This window comes from Shewanella benthica KT99, assembly GCF_000172075.1.
Classification (GTDB): Bacteria; Pseudomonadota; Gammaproteobacteria; order Enterobacterales; family Shewanellaceae; genus Shewanella; species Shewanella benthica_A.
Genome location: NZ_ABIC01000017.1, coordinates 1 through 21,018 on the forward strand (window position 1 = coordinate 1; position 21,018 = coordinate 21,018).

General features: G+C 45.8%; 19 protein-coding genes. 1 reads left to right on the plus strand and 18 read right to left on the minus strand.

The window, feature by feature from the left end; all coding sequences use genetic code 11:
• Positions 1-652: 652 nt before the first annotated feature.
• Positions 653-1,195, minus strand: coding sequence for a transcription/translation regulatory transformer protein RfaH (gene rfaH / locus KT99_RS09660; RefSeq protein ID WP_005499453.1), 543 nt, complete (start codon positions 1,193-1,195; stop codon positions 653-655).
• A gap of 658 nt (positions 1,196-1,853) precedes the next feature.
• Between rfaH and KT99_RS09665 the strand changes: the two genes are divergently transcribed.
• On the plus strand, positions 1,854-3,365 hold the full coding sequence (locus KT99_RS09665; protein ID WP_040571834.1) for a peptide MFS transporter: 1,512 nt from the start codon (positions 1,854-1,856) through the stop codon (positions 3,363-3,365).
• Between the two features lie 257 nt (positions 3,366-3,622).
• Here the strand turns inward: KT99_RS09665 and KT99_RS09670 are convergent, their stop codons facing one another.
• From KT99_RS09670 to KT99_RS09750, 17 genes are all read right to left on the minus strand, one after another.
• Positions 3,623-3,943 (minus strand): four helix bundle protein, encoded by a 321-nt coding sequence (locus KT99_RS09670; RefSeq protein ID WP_050774345.1) that lies wholly within the window; start codon positions 3,941-3,943, stop codon positions 3,623-3,625.
• Positions 3,944-4,099: 156 nt separating this feature from the next.
• Positions 4,100-5,203: a response regulator gene (locus KT99_RS09675; protein WP_005499461.1), complete on the minus strand. Its 1,104-nt coding sequence runs from the start codon at positions 5,201-5,203 to the stop codon at positions 4,100-4,102.
• A 66-nt stretch (positions 5,204-5,269) separates the two neighbouring features.
• A complete protein-coding gene (locus KT99_RS09680) occupies positions 5,270-6,109 on the minus strand; it encodes an MlaA family lipoprotein (protein ID WP_005499464.1) in 840 nt (279 codons plus the stop codon).
• 582 nt (positions 6,110-6,691) lie between these two features.
• Entirely contained in the window at positions 6,692-7,096 is a 405-nt protein-coding gene (locus KT99_RS09685) for a DUF2802 domain-containing protein (RefSeq protein WP_005499465.1), read from the minus strand.
• Between the two features lie 62 nt (positions 7,097-7,158).
• Positions 7,159-7,644 carry a chemotaxis protein CheW gene (locus tag KT99_RS09690; protein ID WP_005499472.1) on the minus strand — a complete coding sequence of 162 codons (486 nt, stop codon included), beginning with the start codon at positions 7,642-7,644 and terminating at the stop codon, positions 7,159-7,161.
• A gap of 7 nt (positions 7,645-7,651) precedes the next feature.
• On the minus strand, positions 7,652-8,461 hold the full coding sequence (locus tag KT99_RS09695; protein WP_005499474.1) for a chemotaxis protein CheW: 810 nt from the start codon (positions 8,459-8,461) through the stop codon (positions 7,652-7,654).
• Positions 8,445-9,236 (minus strand): ParA family protein, encoded by a 792-nt coding sequence (locus KT99_RS09700; protein ID WP_005499476.1) that lies wholly within the window; start codon positions 9,234-9,236, stop codon positions 8,445-8,447. The genes KT99_RS09695 and KT99_RS09700 overlap by 17 nt, the downstream gene beginning before the upstream one ends.
• A gap of 33 nt (positions 9,237-9,269) precedes the next feature.
• Positions 9,270-9,926: a hypothetical protein gene (locus tag KT99_RS09705; RefSeq protein WP_005499479.1), complete on the minus strand. Its 657-nt coding sequence runs from the start codon at positions 9,924-9,926 to the stop codon at positions 9,270-9,272.
• A complete protein-coding gene (locus KT99_RS09710; protein ID WP_005499481.1) occupies positions 9,919-11,031 on the minus strand; it encodes a protein-glutamate methylesterase/protein-glutamine glutaminase in 1,113 nt (370 codons plus the stop codon). The genes KT99_RS09705 and KT99_RS09710 overlap by 8 nt, the downstream gene beginning before the upstream one ends.
• Before the next feature lie 17 nt (positions 11,032-11,048).
• The gene (locus tag KT99_RS09715; RefSeq protein WP_005499482.1) at positions 11,049-13,223 is read right to left on the minus strand and encodes a chemotaxis protein CheA; all 2,175 of its coding nucleotides are present in this window, start codon (positions 13,221-13,223) and stop codon (positions 11,049-11,051) included.
• 15 nt (positions 13,224-13,238) lie between these two features.
• Entirely contained in the window at positions 13,239-13,976 is a 738-nt protein-coding gene (locus KT99_RS09720; protein ID WP_040571840.1) for a protein phosphatase CheZ, read from the minus strand.
• Positions 13,977-13,989: 13 nt separating this feature from the next.
• Positions 13,990-14,373: a chemotaxis response regulator CheY gene (cheY, locus tag KT99_RS09725; protein ID WP_005499487.1), complete on the minus strand. Its 384-nt coding sequence runs from the start codon at positions 14,371-14,373 to the stop codon at positions 13,990-13,992.
• A 19-nt stretch (positions 14,374-14,392) separates the two neighbouring features.
• Positions 14,393-15,133, minus strand: a complete 741-nt coding sequence (locus KT99_RS09730) for an RNA polymerase sigma factor FliA (protein WP_005499488.1) — start codon at positions 15,131-15,133, stop codon at positions 14,393-14,395.
• Positions 15,126-16,007, minus strand: coding sequence for a MinD/ParA family protein (locus KT99_RS09735; protein ID WP_040571841.1), 882 nt, complete (start codon positions 16,005-16,007; stop codon positions 15,126-15,128). Before KT99_RS09735 ends, KT99_RS09730 begins: the two co-directional genes overlap by 8 nt.
• 4 nt (positions 16,008-16,011) lie before the next feature.
• Positions 16,012-17,403: a flagellar biosynthesis protein FlhF gene (flhF, locus tag KT99_RS09740; RefSeq protein ID WP_005499490.1), complete on the minus strand. Its 1,392-nt coding sequence runs from the start codon at positions 17,401-17,403 to the stop codon at positions 16,012-16,014.
• An 11-nt stretch (positions 17,404-17,414) separates the two neighbouring features.
• Positions 17,415-19,514: a flagellar biosynthesis protein FlhA gene (gene flhA / locus KT99_RS09745; protein WP_005499491.1), complete on the minus strand. Its 2,100-nt coding sequence runs from the start codon at positions 19,512-19,514 to the stop codon at positions 17,415-17,417.
• 306 nt (positions 19,515-19,820) lie between these two features.
• The gene (locus tag KT99_RS09750) at positions 19,821-20,798 is read right to left on the minus strand and encodes a D-alanine--D-alanine ligase (RefSeq protein ID WP_040571836.1); all 978 of its coding nucleotides are present in this window, start codon (positions 20,796-20,798) and stop codon (positions 19,821-19,823) included.
• Between the last annotated feature and the right edge of the window lie 220 nt (positions 20,799-21,018).

Here is a 21,018-nt window from a genome sequence, read left to right on the forward strand (position 1 = left end):
TCGAATCCTTGCCTCTCGCTCATAAGCACTATCGCGAGCGATAATTCGCCCTTCGGGCACGCTACCGATCCGCGTGGCGGCCAGAGGCCTTCGGCTTCACTAAGGAGATGAAACTTTTCATCTCCTTGTCTTTCAGACACGCTACCGCCCATGGATTGCGGCTTCCAGAGTGCCCTACGCCGTAACGTAAATTCATATTTTTGTTCTGAATGGGGGTATTAAGAAATGAAGTTAACTTGCTAAAATTTACTTCGAAGCTCTTGTACTCCATTGCTAAGAACTTTGACTATCTATTGACTTTAAACAGCCTTAATTTCATTTGTGTGTTATAGACTCGATTCGGATTTGGATAGAAACACAATCGAATGAAGCGACGTATACTACTCGATTTTTTGTTTTGTTGCTGCTCATTATTACTGCAAGTGTGTTTCAGAGCAAAACTTTGCCACTAACAAACACCTTAATTAACTCACAACCACTAAGCTGGCAACAATAAACAACGATTAATACACACGCACTCGGCAAATTTGTAAGCCGGTTAATGGTAGGACCGGCTTTAGCCGGGAGGGAATAAACCCACAAGCATCGGGGCTGAAGACCCCTCCTACAGGTTGATGAGCAAAGATGGCTGGGAAACATTGGCGACGCTAGCTTATATAGGTTTGATGCTTTTTTTAGGCACTGATATTCGTTTCTGTTGCCCCATGATTTCGAATAGTACATGACAACGTTTGTCGCCATTTTTCTCTTCGAAGATGCCTTCTAGTTCTGCGAATGGGCCTTCGGTGAAGCGTATTTTCTCACCTGGGGTAAACTCAATATCGGTTACTGGTAACTCGTCAGATCCAGCGCCTTCAGCCTTGTACTCAGGAAGAAGCTCGGATAAGAGTTTATGCTCACGCATCTTGATACTGTGGATAATGTTGTCATCGACCGTGGTCATTGACTCTTTACACCCTACGATACGTCCAACACCGCGGGTGGAATGTATGCGGGCAACACTGGTTATTTGTGGATCGAAATAAATGAATAGGTAACCTGGAAAGAGAGGTATACGTTTGACTATTACTTGCCCCTTAACCTTTTCCTCCTCTCCAATTGTCGGTAGATAAGTTTCTATCTCTTGTAAAGTGAGGTGATGTACGGCTCTTGCTTCACCGCGGGGTTTACAATAAAGGAGGTACCAAGCTTTCATTTTGACTCTTTATTCTCTCTGACAACACAAACGTATCTGTGCATAATTCCTTACGCTGGGAGAAAATGGTAGCAGAATTGTTTTTAGAATAAAAGGGGGGAAAGCCAGATTACGGTTGACGGAACGTTCACAAGCTCACTTACGGTAAAAGCGGAGACGGATGACGGATGACGGATGACGGATGACGGATGACGGATGACGGATGACGGATGACGGAACACTACGTTTACGGTAAAAGCTTCGAGCCAAGATGAACGCTGCGCTTACGGTTATCTGTCAGGCCGCAGGCCGTTCGGTGAGCGTACTCCATAGTCGCAGCGCGGCTTAATTCGGGGCTGAAGACCCCTCCTACATGCTCAGCTTCTCATCTTTACACTCTAACTTGTCTAAAAACTCGGCATTCAAGCCTGCAAAATTGACATTAGCAATAAGAAAAGGGTATATAAGTAGTGTTTCGTAGAATATATGACACCAAACATTAAAATATAACAATATTCTGTAGCTAAATTGTTGTTAACAATAGTTGTTATGTCACAATTTATCATAAGCTTAACTAGATAGCGCTAAGCGAAGTTACCAGACTATAAAATAAAGCACTAACAATTTTTCTGTGGTGACAATTGTCCTGCAGGCAATCACAAGCAAGGTGGAAGACTTAATGAGCGTAGCAAAACCCCAAGGGACGATGCTCGGGCATCCGAAGGGATTGTTTCTGTTGTTTACAACAGAATTATGGGAACGATTCAGTTATTACTCGATGCGTGCCATTTTGGTACTGTATTTGGTAGATAAAGTTCAATCTGAAGGCGGTCACGGCTTAGGTTGGACTGGCGCCGAAGCCATCTCACTCTATGGTACCTTTACTGGTCTGGTTTTTTTAACCCCCCTCATCGGTGGCTGGTTAGCCGATACCTACCTAGGTCAACGCCGCGCCATCATGATCGGTGGCGCCTTGATGGCAATAGGTCAATTTACTCTAGCCGCGCCGCACAGCTGGATGCCAGGCTCTGAAATTATATTTTTCTATATCGGCCTGGGCATCCTTATCTTAGGTAACGGCCTATTCAAGCCAAACATCTCGACCATGGTGGGTGACCTGTATGAACAGGGTGATCATCGCCGTGATGGTGCATTCACTATCTTCTATATGGGTATCAACGTAGGTGCAGCGCTGGCAGGTTTCGTTGTCGCTTGGGCTTACACTTCCTTCGGTCAGACCGTTGTCTTTGAAGGCAAAGAAATTTTTGTTAACAACTGGCAGGCAGGCTTCTTCTGTGCCGGTGTTGGTATGATTTTCTCTCTCATCATCCAGTATTTCTTCGCACAGAAACTACTGGGCGACATAGGTCGATACCCTGCAGCTAAGTTAGAAAAAGACAAGGCGGCAGCGACAGGTCAAGTCAGAAAAAAACCCTTAACGGCAATCGAGCGTGATCGCATTAAGGTGATCATGGTCATGGGTCTATTTACTATCATCTTCTGGGCTGGTTTTGAACAAGCCGGTGGTCTACTGAACCTGTTCACCAATGAATTTACCGACCGTTCCATAGGTAGCTTCATAGTACCGACGACTTGGTTCCAGTCTCTTAACGCCATGTTCATCGTTATCTTCGCGCCTGTTATCGCCTCTATCTGGATCCGTTTAGGCAAGAATGAGCCGAATTCTCCGGTTAAGTTTGCCCTAGGTCTTGTCCTGCTCGGTATTGGTTTCCTATTTATGATGGGTGCAGTACTTGAGATGGGTGGCAATCCGGATGCTAAGTCAAGCATGTGGTGGTTGGTCGGTGCTTACTTCTTCCACACCATGGGTGAGCTATGTTTATCTCCTATTGGCTTGTCTATGGTGACTAAGCTTGCTCCAGTGCGTATCGCATCACTTATGATGGGTACCTGGTTCCTATTCATAGCCGCGGCTAACAAGATAGGTGGCATCATAGGTTCATTCATCGGACACGATGGACCAAGAGAAGAGCAACTTGCTAACGCTATGTCTATCTTCGCCGGTATCGCCATCACATCGGCAATCTCAGGTGTCGTCCTCTACTTCATGGCTGATAAGCTAGTAAGTTGGATGCACGGCGCCGAAGGCGATCATGCTCATACTGAAGAGGAAGCACTCGAAGAAGAGATGGCGGTCACTGCAGATCATGAAGGCATAAAGCATTCGTAGCAGGTTCTAGGTTCTAGGAATCAAAATAAAACGCCTCACTAGTGATAGTGAGGCGTTTTTGTTAAGAAGCACCTAGGTATTAGTTCCTAGGTACGAGGGCTTACAACAGATATGAAGCAAGACCCGCTAAGTTATTCCAAACACTATAAAATCGAAAATTTATTCATAAACTAGTATCGAAGTAACTCAGTTACTTTTAGTCTTGTATTCCACTGTAGGCTCCTTCACTTCTCCTTTTCTTATTTTTATCAATGCTGCTACATGGCTGATATCTGCTTAATTTCATCGATAACAATTAATGCCTTTTCTCTATCAATTAAACCAATTTCAATAGCTATATACAATTGGGTGACTAACTCCCCTGCAGAGCCTTTAGAATAATAAAGGAAGCGAGCAGATTCTTTGAATGAGGACCTTTCCTCTCCTTCTGCGATATTTGAGGGGATTGAGACAGCAGATCTGGTTACTTGATCTTTAAAGCCATAATCTCGACAGCCATTAAATAATAAATAGACATCACAAGCCAAACGAGATGAACGTCTCCAAACATCAAGATGTTCAAAAGCATATTTTCTCATATCACCATCCATGGTTTAAAAAATCTAACAAGATAACTAAAATTAATTACCCATTTTTTGTTCAGGGGGTTTACCCATCACAGACTTCTATCAAAAACCTGTCGGATACTCCTTCCCTAGGAACTAGGAATTGTTATGCTCTGCCTAGAACCTTCTTTAGAACGACACCTGCATATAGCCGCCGGGAGGGATTTCTGTATTGTAGGCCAGGCCATGGAATTGATTATCTAATAACATCTTCTTGTGTTCTGGTTTACTTGAGGCGATACAGAGCCGTTCTCCTGGCATTAAAGTGCGAAATTGGGCACTAGGGTGTCCCCAATTCAAAATGCCTAACTGGAGGGTGTCAGGAAGGGCTAAGGGAGTTAATCCTTGTTGATTTCGAATGTAACAGCGAAGACCATTACCGGCTTGGGCAATCGATGCCCGGTAGTGAGTCAACTCGATGACAACATAGACAATGTCGATACAGATATCTAAGCCAGACTTAGTCATACGCTCGTTAAGGTAACTGAGCATATTGTATGGCTCGATAATAGCCTGGCTGGTCCCATTTCGATATAACTTCAATTTTTGGTTAACGAAGCTCTTAAGCAACACACTGGCAAATGCCGCCCTATTATCTTGAGGATGAAAATGGGCCATATACATCACCAGATGGTTATCGCCGACATTCACGGTATCGATGAAGTAAGCACTCACTTCAGCAGATTTATATAAGCTGTAGTCAACCTGGGCGCTTAAGTAGTTTATCTGCGAGGGAGGAAACAATTGCTGTTGTACGCTCTTGGCAGCCTGTTCATTTTGCTCTAACAGCGCCAAATTATCCTGAAGCTCTTGGTAGGATAACTCTTCTAAATCGGCTAAATTGACTTCTTTAGAGGCATTAGATGCTAAACATTGCTTGATGGCATTTTCAATCAGAAAAAGATCTGCTACCGGCTTAACCAGATAATCACAGGCACCCAGACGCAAGGCTTCGACCACATCGGCCATCACTTGATTGCCGGAGATCACTATGGCGGGGGTGTCAGGGTTAAGCTCAGACATCTTCTTCAACATGTCTAAGCCTCCCATGATAGGCATGCTCAGATCGGCAAGCACTATATCGAATGCATACTGCTTAAATTTATCCAGTCCCTGCTCACCATCATTGGCCTCGATGACCTTAGCTCCACGACTGTCGAGAAAGGCGGCAACGATGCGCCGAAAAACGGGATCGTCTTCGACAAGTAATATCACTAACTCTTCTAGCGCCATCTAGGATCCTTTTAGAAGGCTCTGGCTACTATACCGAGGTGAAACTAGTAGTTATTGAGTCTTCTTTTAATCTAACTCCTGCATATATTCATCGAGCAGATCATCTTCATCTTGATCTAACGGAACATCTCCATCATACACTTTATAATCCATATGTTGAAAATAAGCTTCTTTGACAAAAGTATATGGATCCAATGCGTTATCGATTAAGCGTTCTTGATCGATGGCAGCGGCTCTTGTATGTAGGTTTTTCAGTCCCCATTTAACCAGTGACTGCCACATTGTAAGCTCTGATAATGGAAAGTATAGATCATCAACCCAGTCAGAGGCCAGTTCACGGGTCACATAAGGCCCGAGAAAGGGAGCCATAAAATACGGACCGTTAGCAACCCCATAATAACCCAGCACTTCATTGAATTCGTCTTGTTTACGTGGCAGCCCCATCATATCGGCCACATCGATAACGCCTAACAAGCCTAATGTCGTATTGATGGTAAAACGGCCACCGGCATTAGCAGCCCATCCCCACTTACCTTGCAAGGTATTGTTAACCATGGCACTGGGCTCTTCGAAGTTAGTCACCAAGTTATTGATGCCGGTTTTTACCTGTCTGGGTACATAGTCCTTATATCCATGAGCAAGGGGACGATAAAAGTACCTATCCATAAACAGATAGTTAAAGTCCCACATGGCACGGTTAAAGCCTTCGAATGGATCTCTGTCATCATTATAAAGCACCACCACCTGAGCCTGCTCAGATGGCTGTTGAGGCGGGTTTACTGTTAATGCTGCATGGGGGGAATTCTTGCCTTGCTCGGTGACTGATTCAGTAGCAGACACTAATCCGTTAAATCCATGATTTAGACCGAATGCCACTACGACCGATGCTATCCATTTAAGCTTCATATTTCTCTCTTCGATAATGCAGCTGAATCCTTTTCAGCTTCGACATAAAGCTAAAGACACATCAAAATATGTCGATAAGCAGATATAGCCGATAAAATTGTATACATCTGTTACTAACTAGACTTATGAGTATGATTTTAGTTTACAAGAGCGCTAAGGATACTTAGCAATAAAAATAGATCAAACTTAAATTTAAAAAAAGTGTAACTATAAATGATTATTTTGGCAGCTGTCGATGTCAGACTCATTCAGCTCGGTACCTATAGCTGGGGGCTTTAGGTGTAGGAGGGTCTTTAGGCCCGATGGGTTATGGGTTATGGGTGTGTTCTCTCGCGGCAGCGGCTCCTACATAAAGATGCGGTGCGACTGTAGAACGCTACGCTCACGGAACGGCCTGCGGCCACATGAACGCCGCAAGCGGCTACGGAACGGACTGCGTCCTGACAGATAACAGCACGCAAAGCGTACGCTCTTACATCTTTTACCGTAAGTGAGCTTGCGAACGTTCCGTCAACTGTTATCGCTTAACCGTAAGCGCAGCGTTCCGTAAGTGTTCTCTCGCGGCTAAAGCCGGTCCTACAACTAGCCTTTTCCATGTAACCGAATGATGAGCTCAGCTTCCGCCTTGGGTAACTCACACTCTTGTATCAGTTCATCTATGCTGGCGCCTAAATCAACCATCTTCATCGCTCTGGAATAGAGTCTTGCCTGGGGATCTTGTTGATTCACTTCATCGAGTCTGGCGTCTTGTTTAGCGGTGCGCTTTTCAAGCTCTAACATTCGACGCCCCACACCTATTGTGCCACTTCTTAACTCTTGTAATTCACGTTTGACGGTTTCACGCTGACGATCACTTTCTTTTATTAATAAGGTCAAGGCTGCAACTTTCACCCGCAACTTACTCGTTTGCTTCTGTTGATACAAGACCAGACCAAGGCAAGCGATTACGTATACTAAAGCCGCAATTAAAATTCCATCACTGATCATGAATGAGACTCTTAAATAGGAAAGGTATTCCTAGTTCCCAAGAACTAGGAATATTATAGACATTAAACTTGTGACACATCCATCCACTCTTCATCGGATAAAAGTTTATCGAGATCAACCAAGATGAGTAATTCATTTTCTCGGTTACTCACACCTTGGATAAATTTAGCACTCTCTTCGGTACCGACATTGGGGGCACTGTCAATTTCAGAACCGCGTAAATAAACCACTTCGGCGACACTGTCGACGAGAATGCCGATCACTTGCTTCTCGGCTTCGATGATCACGATTCGAGTCGAATCATCAATATCGGACGCTGCCAATCCAAAACGTGAACGCGTGTCGATCACAGTGACGACATTACCTCTAAGGTTGATGATTCCCAGTACATAATGAGGAGCCCCAGGTACGGGTGCTATATTGGTATATCTCAATACTTCTTGAACCTGCATGACGTTGATGCCATAGGTTTCGTTATCGAGTCTGAAGGTTACCCATTGCAACACTTCATCATCTTTGTTTACTGCTACGTTATTTGCTTTTGACATATTTACCTCAACCTAGGGTATCCTGACTACTTAGACCTGAATTTAATAATTCTATAAGTGCATGAACATGTAAAATGCCACACATCTGCTCTCTTACTACTCCAGCTAACCAAGGACGCTTTCCCGCATTACTGCGCCAATTGACCGCCGATTTGTTAATTTTTACCGCATTGACCAATGATTCACAAGCCAATCCCCAGTTACTGTCTTCTAATAATACAACATATTGATAATTTACGGTTTCAGCTAATGCACTATCATACTTTTCCGGCATTACCCAGGCACAAGTATCGACGACATTGAGCTGTGCTCCCCGGTGAGCTTGCACACCTTTATACCAATCGGGTCGACCCATGATGTGATTGACCCGCTCTAACTTAACAATTCCACCTAAGCTAACCAAGGGCACGGCCAATGTTAATCCAGCGACCTTAAAAAATAGTACCTGAAACTCATCATCGAGGCTTTCCAACAGATCTGTGGTGACTTTTGCCGCAGTCACCACCAGCGGCTTAGTCTCTACTTCTTGGTTAATCTGCGCTGCTGGTTTAGTCTCTGTTTTAGACTCTGGTTTAGAGACTGGTTTAATCTCTACTTTGGGTTTAACTTGTGCGTTAACTTTTACTTCAATTTGTGCTGTCACTTTAGTCTTAAACACCGGTGCCAGTAGCTGCTCCAAGGCCTGTTTATCTAGCTGAGGCTCAAACTCTTTCAACTTGGGCCGAGTTAATGTTGAATCTAAGTGACTGGGCTCTGCAACTTCGGTGAGCAAAATATTAAAGTAATCGCATACGGCTTTATCAACTAAGCTTGTCATGAGATAACGCCCCAACAAGCAGATAGTTTAGTAACCTTTCATAGGCTTTTACGCCGCGACTATGGGGGGCGTAATGTGAAGCAGGAAGATGGGCCAAACTGGCATCCCTAAATTTAGTATCTATTGGAACAACATCCGGCCATAGGTGTTCGCCATACTCTTCGCCTAAATTTTTAAGCGCTAGAGAAGAGGCTCTTGTACGCTTATCGTACATGGTCGGGACTACGGTAAAACTGTATTTCGTCTTCTTAGATCGTCCCATCAAGATCATGGTTTTTATCATGCGATCGAGTCCCCTAATCGCAAGAAACTCAGTCTGTACCGGGACAATAATATGGTCACTTGCCGCGAGAGCATTGACCATTAACACCCCTAATACAGGCGGGCAATCGATCAAGGCGATGTCATAATCATCTTGCAGCAGATTTAAGCTTTTTTTTAAGATCAGCCCCATACCCTCCTGATGTCCAAGGGAGCGATCTATTGTCGCTAGCGCCATGGTCGATGGGAGAAGATCGATCCCTGCAACGACTGTGGGAATAATATGTTGCTTTACTAACTCTGCACTTAACGTTTTATACGCTAAGAATACATGATACAGAGAGCCGGGTACTTCCTCAGAGTCTATGCCTAAGTAATAACCCAGTGAAGCATGAGGATCGGTATCTATCATGAGTACACGTTGGCCACGCTTGGCCAGAGAGCCGGCCAGGCTGACAACTGTCGTCGTTTTACCGACCCCACCCTTTTGGTTCGCGATAGTCCAGATTTTCAATAAAATCCCCTAACATCTACCGATAACGACATGCTAATTATTCTCTCGCGTCGTTATTCTTATTCCGCCATGAGGTAGGCCGATAACCTTGACGCCATCTTCATCGACTGAAAATGTCACCGCTTTTGGCATGGTGTCGACAACATTGGCTAACGTCCCACTGAAGTCATCCAAGCTTAAATCATTCGCGATCAAACTCATAGCCTGTTCGACTCGCTCCGGTGACGGCTTGTGAGTCCCATCACTCGGTTTAGCACTCAGCTTCGATGGCACCGGGTCTAAAGGCACATGCGGCAAGGGCACATGCTCCAAAGCCAGGGGCACTGACAAGCGAGTATTGCCCTCGTCTACGAACGCGAGTGGAGCGGCGACAGCACTGACCGTTTGAACGTCTATGCTGTTAACGCCTAGACCCACTTCCAGTGTCACCTTTTCACCTTGCTTAACCTGAGAGAGGAGTGCCTGAGTCGCTTCCGGGTGCTGTGCCACCCAAGTCGCCAGGACTTGAGCTTGCTCATCGGCTACCATAAGTAGCACCTGGCTTTGCTGTAATCGCTCAACGTCTAACAATAACAGTTCATTCTTATGACGAGTCTCAAGATACAATGAGCTTAAAACAAACACAGCGAGTGCAAGCAAAAAAATGATCAGCACAGAGGAGGGACTTAGCTTCCTCTGCGACTTAGCCATTACCTGACTCTCGAATAATGGAATCTGCCATCTCCTCTAAGCCTATAGACTGAGTCGATAGGCCCGCCGCAGTCACCGCTTGTGGCATACCATAAACCACACAACTTGCCTCATCTTGAGCCCAAATTGTGGCACCCGCGCTCTTGAGCATGCGTGCACCTTCTCTGCCATCGGCTCCCATACCCGTTAACACCACGGCTAAGATCTCTCCCCCGGCAATTTTTGATGCCGACGCAAAAGTAATATCGACACTCGGCTTATAATTCATATCGGCGGTGCCAGCGAGTACTTTAATTCTGCCGTAGGCGCCACCTCTTTCTAACATCATCTGCATGCCGCCAGGTGCGAGGTAAGCCATACCGGGCCGCAACTGATCTCCCGATTGCGCTTCTTTTACCTCAATCTGACATAATCCATTCAGTCTGCTGGCAAATGCCGGGGTAAATGCCGCTGGCATATGCTGGATAAGCAAGATGGGATGAGGATAGTTAGCAGGTAATTTAATTAAGATTTTCTGTAGAGCAACCGGGCCCCCTGTCGAGGTGCCTATCAGTAACAATTTATATTTTTTACCCGATGCTCGTACTCGACTCGACGCCCTCGGGCTGATGGCTGGCTCTCTGACGCTGCGCACCGATGTCGATAAACCGCTAGTCAATTGAGCTTTGGTGTGAGGCGTACTTAGCCTTACTATCGGCCGGTATATGCGCCGACGACCTAAGGCTTTTATGCGTTGCTGCAGTAATAAAATCGCATCGTCTTTATTGGTGGCAATATCTTCGAAACGTTTAGGCAAGAAGTCTAATGCCCCGGCTTCCAGGGCATCGAGCGTCGCTTTGGCACCATCATGGGTCAAGGATGAAAACATCAGGATTGGCGTCGGTGTCTTGGCCATTATCTCACGCACTGCGGTGATGCCATCCATGACGGGCATCTCGATATCCATAGTGATGACATCGGGCTTGAGCTCAGCGGCTAACTTAACGGCATCGGCGCCGTTCACCGCGGTACCTATCACCTCTAAATCAGCATCTTTAGTCACTATTTCACTGACTCTTCGACGAAAAAAACTAGAGTCGTCGACTACGAGAACTTTAATGGCCATTCCAATTCCTATACCGCTTATTTTGTTTGTTTTCTGGCGTAATGCTTAAGTAAACCTGGTACGTCTAAGATCAAAGCAATACCACCATCTGATGTGATGGTAGCCCCAGCCATACCTGGAGTGCCGTGCAACATGGTACCAAGAGGCTTGATAACGACTTCTTCTTGACCAATCAATGAATCCACCACGAAGCCTATCTGTTGGGTGCCTAATTGGACGATAACCACATGACCATGAGTCTTATCACCGTGCTTCAAATTAGAGGGGGTTCGACTCAACCAATGCTCGAGATAAAACAGCGGCACCGCCTTCTGTCGGACAATCACAGTCAATTGGCCATCGACGATATTGGTCTTAGTCAAATCGAGGTTGAATATCTCACTGACACTCGACAGTGGCAAGGCAAACACTTGAGAAGCCACTTCTACCATCAAGGTCGGCATGATGGCTAACGTTAAGGGAACCTTAATCTCTAATACGGTCCCTTTACCTTTTATAGAGTCGATATGAACAGTGCCGTTCAGCTGAGCAATACGGGTTTTAACCACATCCATACCGACACCGCGGCCTGAAATATCAGAAATCTCGACTTTGGTGGAGAATCCAGGGGCGAAGATGAGGTTATAAGCCTCTTGATCGGACATCCTGGCCGCCCCTTCATCATCGAGCACGCCGCGAGCTATGGCGATCTCTTTGAGCTTATTAGGATCCATGCCGGCACCATCATCCTCAATTTTAAGCAGGATATGGTCGCCCTCTTGGCTCGCCGAGAGGGTTATCGTACCGGTTCTGGGTTTACCACTCGCCTCACGTTCGGCCGGCATCTCGATACCATGATCCACCGAGTTTCTCACTAAGTGAACCAAGGGATCGGCTAAGGCCTCGACTAGATTCTTATCGAGATCTGTGTCTTCACCTATCATGGTGAGGGTAATCTCTTTTTTCAAGGTACGAGCAAGGTCTCTTACCACACGAGGGAAGCGACCGAAGACCTTCTTGATCGGTTGCATGCGAGTCTTCATCACCGCGCCCTGTAGGTCCGCCGTGACTAAATCAAGGTTGGCGAGTGCTTTGGACATCTCTTCATCATCACGAGAGACACCTAAACTGAGTAAACGATTACGCACCAACACGAGTTCGCCCACCATGTTCATGATCTGATCGAGTCTGGCAGTGTCGACACGTACGGTTGTTTCAGCCTGAGGAATATTGGTCGACGCTGACTTAGCCACCGCTTTCTTTGCCGGCACAACAGCTTTTGCTGCAGCTTTTGCTGCAGCTTTTGCCGCTACAGGGGTGGCAGGAGCCACGGACTTAACCGCAGGCACAGATTTGTTGGCTACTGCCGCAGACCCAACACCGGGTCCGGCACCCGCGCCATGAAGTTCATCGAGCAGCTTCTCAAATTCATCATCTGAGATACCATCAGCATCTACCGCTGGAGGAGTATCGACAAGACTCGCGCTGGATGCTTGCTTGTCAAATTTACCCGAACCATGTAATTCATCGAGTAAAGATTCAAACTCATCGTCGGTAATGTCATCAGATTGGCTCGGTGCTGGCGCACTGACGGCTACTGGCTGAGTTGCAGTTGGGCTGTTACCGCCACCATGTAACGCATCGAGCAGCGCCTCGAACTCATCATCATTGATTTCGTCTATTCCGCCTTCACCGGCAATAGTCGATATTGGCTGAGGAGCACAATCAAACAGTTCAATCCCTGAGTCGCCCACGAGTGGCGTCTGATCGAATAGTTCAATCGAAGCCGCGTTAGGCGCAGCTGCAGCTGCAACTGGAAGTGAAGAAGCCGAACTCAGTAACTTCAAATTTGCCAACAAGGTCGCATCTGCAGTCTCTTGTTGCTGCCCAGCCTGAGTCTGGGCAAACATAACGTTGATGGCATCAACCGCCTGCAGAATGACATCCATCAACTCGGCAGAGACTTCTAGTTTGCCGGTTCTCAGCAGATCGAAGGTATTTTCAGCTTCATGGCAAATATCGACCATAGGAGACAAGCTAAGAAATCCTGCGCCACCTTTGACGGTGTGAAAGCCTCGAAAAATCGCATTAAGCAACTCCGAGTCTTCGGGATGATTTTCTAGCGTGACCAACTGTTCAGACAAAAGCTCTAAAATTTCACCGGCTTCGATCAAAAAATCTTGCAGTATCTCTTCATCAACATCGAATGACATTAATATGGCTCCTAATTAAAACCCCAAACTCGACAGCAGATCATCAACTTCATCTTGACCGGTGACGATATCGTCACGTTGTTCCGCGTTGATGATTGGCCCTTCAGCCTCGACACTGCTATCTATGATAGTCGGATTTTCACCGACAGCTTGTTCACCAAAAACCGTCAGCATCGAGACTAAATTATTTTCTACTTCACGAACGAGATCAATCACCCGTTTTATCATCTGCCCGGTTAAATCTTGAAAATCTTGGGCGAGTAAGATTTGGTTTAACAGCTCTTTCAAACGGATCGAATCTAATTCACTACGATCAATAAATTGTTGAACGTCGTGACACAGGGTCTTAAATTCACTCAGTTCAATCTCACGTTTCATAAGACGATTCCAAGCGGGTTTAACCGCTTGGATATTGGTGGTGAGTGCACTCGCTAAAGGCAGACATTCTTCGACGGCGTCCATGGTTTTATTCGCGGCTTGCTCTGTCATATCGATGACATAATTCAACCGCTGTTTAGCATCGGGGATCTCCTTGTTAGCTAACTCAACCAGTCGATCATCGACCTGAAAACTGACGATCGCGCTATGAAGCTGACGCGTGAGCCTGCCGACCTCATCAAACAGCTCCTTTTGAATAGGCATAGCAATATCTCTGATTAAGTCATCAGCAAGCAACTGCTCGCCTTGCGTCAGCAAGTCTACCAGCTTATTTGCCTGCTCTAACGAAATGAGCCCTGAAGTTTTCACCTGCATATCACTACCTTGGTTAGCCGAGTCGTTCAAAGATTTTTTCTAACTTCTCTTTCAATGTCGCTGCCGTAAAGGGCTTAACAACATAACCATTAACCCCGGCCTGAGCCGCGGCGATAATCTGTTCCCTCTTTGCCTCTGCAGTTACCATTAATACCGGGATATTTTTCAATTGATCATCGGCACGAATCGCTTTTAAAAGATCGATGCCTTGCATACCAGGCATATTCCAGTCGGTCACAACAAAGTCAAAATTGCCTTTCTGTAACATAGGTAGTGCTGTCGTACCGTCATCTGCTTCTTGGGTATTGCTAAAACCCAAGTCTCTTAACAAGTTCTTGATGATACGTCTCATTGTTGAGAAATCGTCAACAATAAGAATCTTCATATTCTTGTCCAAAGTTTCCTCCACGGAACTGTTAATTATTGCTCATGTAATCGTTATTTTTTGTCCAATGCTTAAGTTTAGCTTTGAGCCTTAGCATAGCCTGACTTAAAATCTGGCTAACCCGTGACTCACTAACCTCTAGAATGGCCCCAATCTCTTTTAAATTTAAAGCTTCATCGTAATAAAGCGACAAAACCAGTCCATCTCTTTCAGGCAATAATTTGATTGCTGCGACGAGTGCAGCATGAAATTTATCTTCTGCAATCGATTCATAGGTATCGTCCTTAACCCCATCATCGTGACTAATAACATCGACCGATACGCCTAAATCTTCAATGCCTATTATTTTCCCTACTGAAACATTGTTTAAAATATGATGATATTCATCTAAGGTCATCTCCAGTCTTTGGGCTATCTCGTCATCTTTAGCATCCCTGCCAAGCTCCTGCTCAAGCTCATCGATAACCTGAGCGACTCGTCTCTGGTTTCTATGCACAGACCTCGGCACCCAGTCTCCACGACGAATATCATCTAGCATAGACCCACGGATTCGAATACCCGCAAAAGTCTCAAACTTTGCCCCCTTGTTAGCGTCAAACTTAGCTGAAGCTTCGAGTAACCCCATCATGCCAGCTTGTAGTAAATCGTCTAGTTGCACCGATGCAGGTAAACGAGCGAGTAAATGGTGAGCTATTTTTTTTACCAGCGATGCGTATTGTTCAACGATTAAAGCTTTATTATCTAAACAAGTATACGCAGAGGCTTTACTCACTCTCTCTATCCTCCTGACACTCAGTTCGCTGTACCAAACGCTCAGCAAAGAACTCTAGATGGCCACCCGGTTGCTGCGGTATTGGCCAACTAATGACCTTATTCGCTAAACCATGGTAAGCGATCGATGCCGGCGATTTAGGGTAGGCTTCAACGATTAATTTCTGCTTACGCACCGACTTGCGTAAGTTCTCATCGAATGGAATGGTAGCCACTAACTCGAGTGCCACATCCAAGAAACGATCGGTAACTTTGCTCAGCTTAGCAAAGAGTTCCATCCCTTCTCGTAAACTCCTGACCATATTGGCGACTATTTTAAAACGAAACACACCATGCGACCTGCTCAGTATCTTGATTAGCGCGTAGGCATCGGTAATCGATGTAGGTTCATCGCAAACCACAACCAATACATCCTGTGAGGCTCTGGAGAAACTCAGTACCATATCGGAAATACCCGCGGCGGTATCGATAATGAGTATGTCGAATTGCGTTTTCATCTCACTGAATGCCCTGATTAACCCGGCATGTTGTGCCGCAGACAGTTCAACCATAGATTGGGTACCCGAAGTGGCAGGAATAATTCCTATCCCCTTAGGTCCGCGTACTATGATATCGTCTAAATCGGTTTCACCGGATAAAACATGGGATAAATTACGTTCGGTGCGCAGGCCAAGCATGACATCCACGTTTGCCAGACCTAAGTCGGCATCCAGGACGAGTACACGCTTGCCTTTTTCGGCTAACGCAACGGCGGTATTGATGGCTACACTGGTTTTACCCACGCCTCCCTTACCACCCGACACGGCTATTACTTTCACTTTTTCATTATAAGGTTGATTCATCATACGTAAACCACTTGCTTGATCCCGACTCATTACTTTACTCAAATGCATAGGCCCTTTCATCTGACCTTTCACTACTTCTGACTACTGGTTTATTATCTAACACCGACAGCGCTTTATTTGCTAGCGCGAATGTATCGGCCACTTGCATATCTTCTGGAACTCTTTGCCCATCAGTAACATAACTTAATGGTAACCCACTTTGTATCAAGACACTCAAGGCCGGGGCTAAGGAAACAGATTCATCTAATTTCGTCAATATCGCACCAGATAATGGAATACGACTAAATTGTGTCACGGCCTCTTCTAAAACTCTTCTCTGACCTGTTGATGACAGTACCAGATAACTGCGAATAGGTAATCTGCTATTTGCAGCTAAATTATCAAGTTGCTGGAATAAGCGTGTGTCTCTTTGGCCCATTCCTGCAGTATCTATCAATACTAACTTGCGATTACGGAACTGATACAGTATTTGTTCCAACTCATTGAGATCATGAGCCTGCTTAACCGGGCACCCCATTATTTTGCCATAGGTTGCCAATTGCTCAAAGGCGCCAATGCGATAATGATCGGTTGTAACCAAAGCAACATGCTCTACACCGTGATGGGCTGCGTATCTGGCGGCTATTTTCGCTAACGTCGTTGTTTTTCCCACACCCGTTGGTCCGACAAAAGCCACCACACCACCTTGGCGCACGATATCATCACCTTGATTATCCAACATATTGGCTAGACTACGAGGCAATGCTCGCACCAGATCTGCCGGTGTATAGTGTTCGCTCAATTCAGACAGCTTTTTTGCCAACGTAGGCGAAAATTCAGCCTCCAATAATTTACTTTCTAGCATGGCACCTACGGGGTCAAGCCGGCTTTTTTGTTCACTCATCAAGGCGGTGACTTGATGAGTCAACAAGCTTCTCAAGGACGCCAGTTCTTCTCGCATCATCTCAAGCTCAGGGCTAGCTTTCCCCTTCGTCTCGGCTGAAGGCTTATTTGAATAATGTGCTGTCTCAGGTGCCGATTTGGCAGATGACTGTGGTGCCTGCAAACCTTTTGCCCATTCGGGCATGTCCAGTTCTTCACTGGAGTGCTGAGAAACTTGTTGCTCGACGCGACTCTGCTGTCTCTCTAACAAGGCCTGCAGTGAATCGGCTGCCGGCGCCGGTTTGACTCTTGCTTCGGCGCGAACGGGCCGCTTTTGACCGAGGGAGATTTTCTCTTCGGCCAGCTCAGTAAAGGTGGCGGACGATGCTGACTTTTCTGCTATTGGCGCCTTAGGTTTCGGCTCATCATAATCCACGGCAGCGACGATCTCGATTCCACCGGTGACCTTTTTATTCGACATTATCACCGCATCCGAGCCTAATGTCTCTTTAACCTGAGCCAATGCCGTACGCATATCTTTCGCTAAGAAACGTTTAATTTTCACTTATATGCCCTCTACTGACCCACAGCAGAAACAATTCTAATTTGTTTCTCATCGGGGACTTCCTGATAGGAAATCACCCTTAGGTTAGGAATCGTGTGCTTTACAAATCGAGAGAGTGTCGAACGTAACATGCCCGATGTGAGTAATATAGCAGGTTGCCCCACCATCTCTTGCTTTTGTGTCGCATCTTCTAAAGACTTTTGCATCCGTTCGGCCAAGCTAGGTTCTATGTTTGGCCCCTCTCCTCCCGTCGTCTGCATTGACTTATGCAACATTTGTTCCAACTCTGGCGCCAAAGTAATGACGGGGATCTCAGTTTCCGGCCCGCTGATCTCTTGAATTATCATTCGTTTAAGCGAGATACGTACGGCGGCGGTCAATACTTCGGTATCGGTACTCTTGGGACCATATTCGAGCAATGTCTGTACTATGGTCCTAAGATCGCGAATCGAAACGCCTTCGTTAAGCAAGTTTTGCATGACTTTAACCACGATTCCCAAGGGCATCACCTCGGGGATGAAACCATCGACTAATTTAGGCGAATTTTTGGCCAAAATATCCATAAGCTGCTGAACTTCCTCATAACCGAGAAGCTTAGCCGCATTATTGGTTAACAGCTGACTCAAGTGAGTAGCCACGACCGTTGCAGCATCAACCACGGTATAACCTAAGGTTTGCGCATGTTCTCTAAGCTCAGGGGCTATCCAAACCGCTTCTAATCCGAAGGCCGGGTCTTTGGTCTCTATGCCGTCAAGTTTGCCATATACTTGCCCCGGGTTGATGGCAAGTTCACAGTCATGTCTTATCTCGGCTTCGCCGCAAGCCACTCCCATCAAGGAGATGCGATAGGTATTTGGCGACAGATCTAAGTTATCGCGAATATGCACCGCAGGCACCAGAAAGCCAAGCTCTTGGGATAGCTTCTTACGCACCCCTTTTATCCTGCCAAGTAACTCACCACCCTGACCTTTGTCAACCAATGGGATAAGCCGGTAACCCACTTCTAACCCTATGGTATCGACATGCTGCACATCATCCCAGCTAAGCTCCTTAGGCTTAGCGTCGGCCTTATCCACGGCAGGTTTCTGCGTAAGTGCCAGTGATTCCTCTCGCTCCTGCGCTTGTTTTCTATATAAGAAGTAGGCCACAGCACCTATGACTAATGCCAGAGAGATGAAAGCAAAATGTGGCATGCCTGGCACTATTCCCATGATAAATAAGAGACCCGCAGCAATCGTAATTGACTTAGGATTGTCAAGCATCTGCGACATCATCATCTGCCCCATGTCACCGGACTCGTTCTGACGTGTGACCATCAAGGCCGCAGCAATAGAGAGTAACAGACCCGGGATCTGGGCGACCAGTCCATCACCTATGGTGAGCAGAGTATAGACCTCGACGGCAGAGGAAAAATCCATGCCATGCTGCACCATGCCGATAACGAATCCACCCAAGATATTGATCACCATGATCATGATCCCGGCAATCGCATCACCCTTAACAAACTTAGATGCGCCGTCCATTGCCCCGTAAAAGTCGGCTTCCTTGGTGACTTCGGCGCGCCTCTCTCTCGCCTGATCTTGGTTTAACACGCCGGCATTCAAGTCGGCATCGATAGCCATCTGTTTACCTGGCATGGCGTCTAAGGTAAAGCGAGCGCTAACTTCTGCTATACGCCCGGCACCTTTGGTGACCACGGCGAAGTTGATGATAATAAGGATTAAGAACACCACCAGACCCACGGCATAATTTCCGCCTATCACCACAGAACCAAAAGACTCAATCACTTTACCGGCAGCATCACCACCGTTGTGCCCTTCGAGTAAGATGATACGAGTCGATGCCACATTGAGTGCTAGGCGCAGTAAGGTCGCAATAAGCAGCACACTGGGGAACGCGGCGAAATCTAATGGTCTGTCGGTGTAGATAGCCACCAGTAACACCACTAAGGCTAAGGCGATGTTAAATGAGAACAGAATATCCAGCAGGAATGACGGCATAGGCAATATGATCATGCCTAACGCCGCAAGAACAAACACAGGCGTGCCTATGCCTTTAAAACTCGAAGGCTTTATTTTTTTCAGTTGACCGAGTAGTGCGTTAACATCCATTCAAAAAGTCCAAACTTTTGACATCTAGCCTTAAACAAAGCAATTTTCGAGCCAAGTAGTGGAAATAATTTCCGTCAGTAATAACTAAGTTATCAATATGGTTTTTATTTTATAAGTCGGCACTATACCGTTAGACCGACGTTAAATGAATGGCTAAGGAGTCAACTGAATAAATTTGCAGCAGAAATACAATATAAGACGTCATTAAGCGGGACTATAGCCAGCACACACCGGCTTTGGCATCAGCCATCACAGAGCATAAATCCCAGCCGAGGAATCTTCACCGTCAGAGAAGACTAGACTTTGCTAACCCAGAGACTCCTTGACCGCCCTACTCAGCCCTTGCTCAATGATCAAGTTAACCACTTCATCGTAGGTTAATTGATGTTCTATTTCACAAGCAAGAGGAAAATAACTAGAACCTGATGTCATGCCTGGCACTAAGTTGGCTTCAATAAAAAAACATTGGCCACTTTTATCGGCAAGAATATCTATTCTGCCATAATCCCTGACACCAAGGTGAACAAAACATTCGATGGCGAGTGCTTTCACTCTGGTTTTCATTGCATCATCATCAATTTTTTTCAGTTCTTCCGAATCATCTTTTTTTACTTTCGCCCCCAAAATTCTAAGCCCATTCTTTGACTCAGGTGGCACCAACTCAATGGGAGAAACAAGCAATTGGCCATTTGACGCTTGTATTATTGCCACGGTAAATTCTCGACCAGGCAAATATTCCTCAACCAGAGTAGGATGGTTAAATTCTTTGTCTAAAGACGCTATTTTAGCTTCAAACTCTAAAAAATTGGTGACGAACGATGAATCGTCAACGCCGTTTCCATTTGCGGCATCCAATGGTTTCAAAAATAAGGGAAATGTGATCGGCAGTTCGTGTTCATTTTTGTATTGACCAGGGATCGCTGTAAAATACCTAGCCGTGGCGATGCCTTTAGCGCTTAAATGATCTTTTGCAGAGACTTTGTTTGAATCAAAATCCAGTACATCTCTCGATGAGCCAGTGAAATTGATTCCATGGTCGGCGAAGTAATCGGCCAACCAAATATCATTTTCATTATCGAGTGGAATATACTTTACCGCTAAAACAACCAGACTCGGTTGCCTTGCGACAATTTCGTCTAAATCTTCTCTGCTGACACAGAGATTAAGATTAACGGCATAACCGGCCTTTACCATCGAGTCAAATACGCTCTTGCACGCCTTAAGTGACCCAAAACCAGTTTCTTTCAACCCCTCATTTGCTGTTGTTACAATTTCTATTTTCAATTACGGCCTCTTTAGTGTGATATTTTCAAGCGGGTTGACCAGATTATCCTGAGGATCTAAGTTGAATTCGAGCCCCTCTCATTGAAGTAATGACGCATGTTCCTTGGCCTAGCCTAGGCTACTATCTACTGAAGTGTGTATTTGTCAAACAATTTCATGAAAGCATCAGCTTGATCTAGTGGAAACTGCTGCCACACACTAAACATACTCAGGCAGAAAA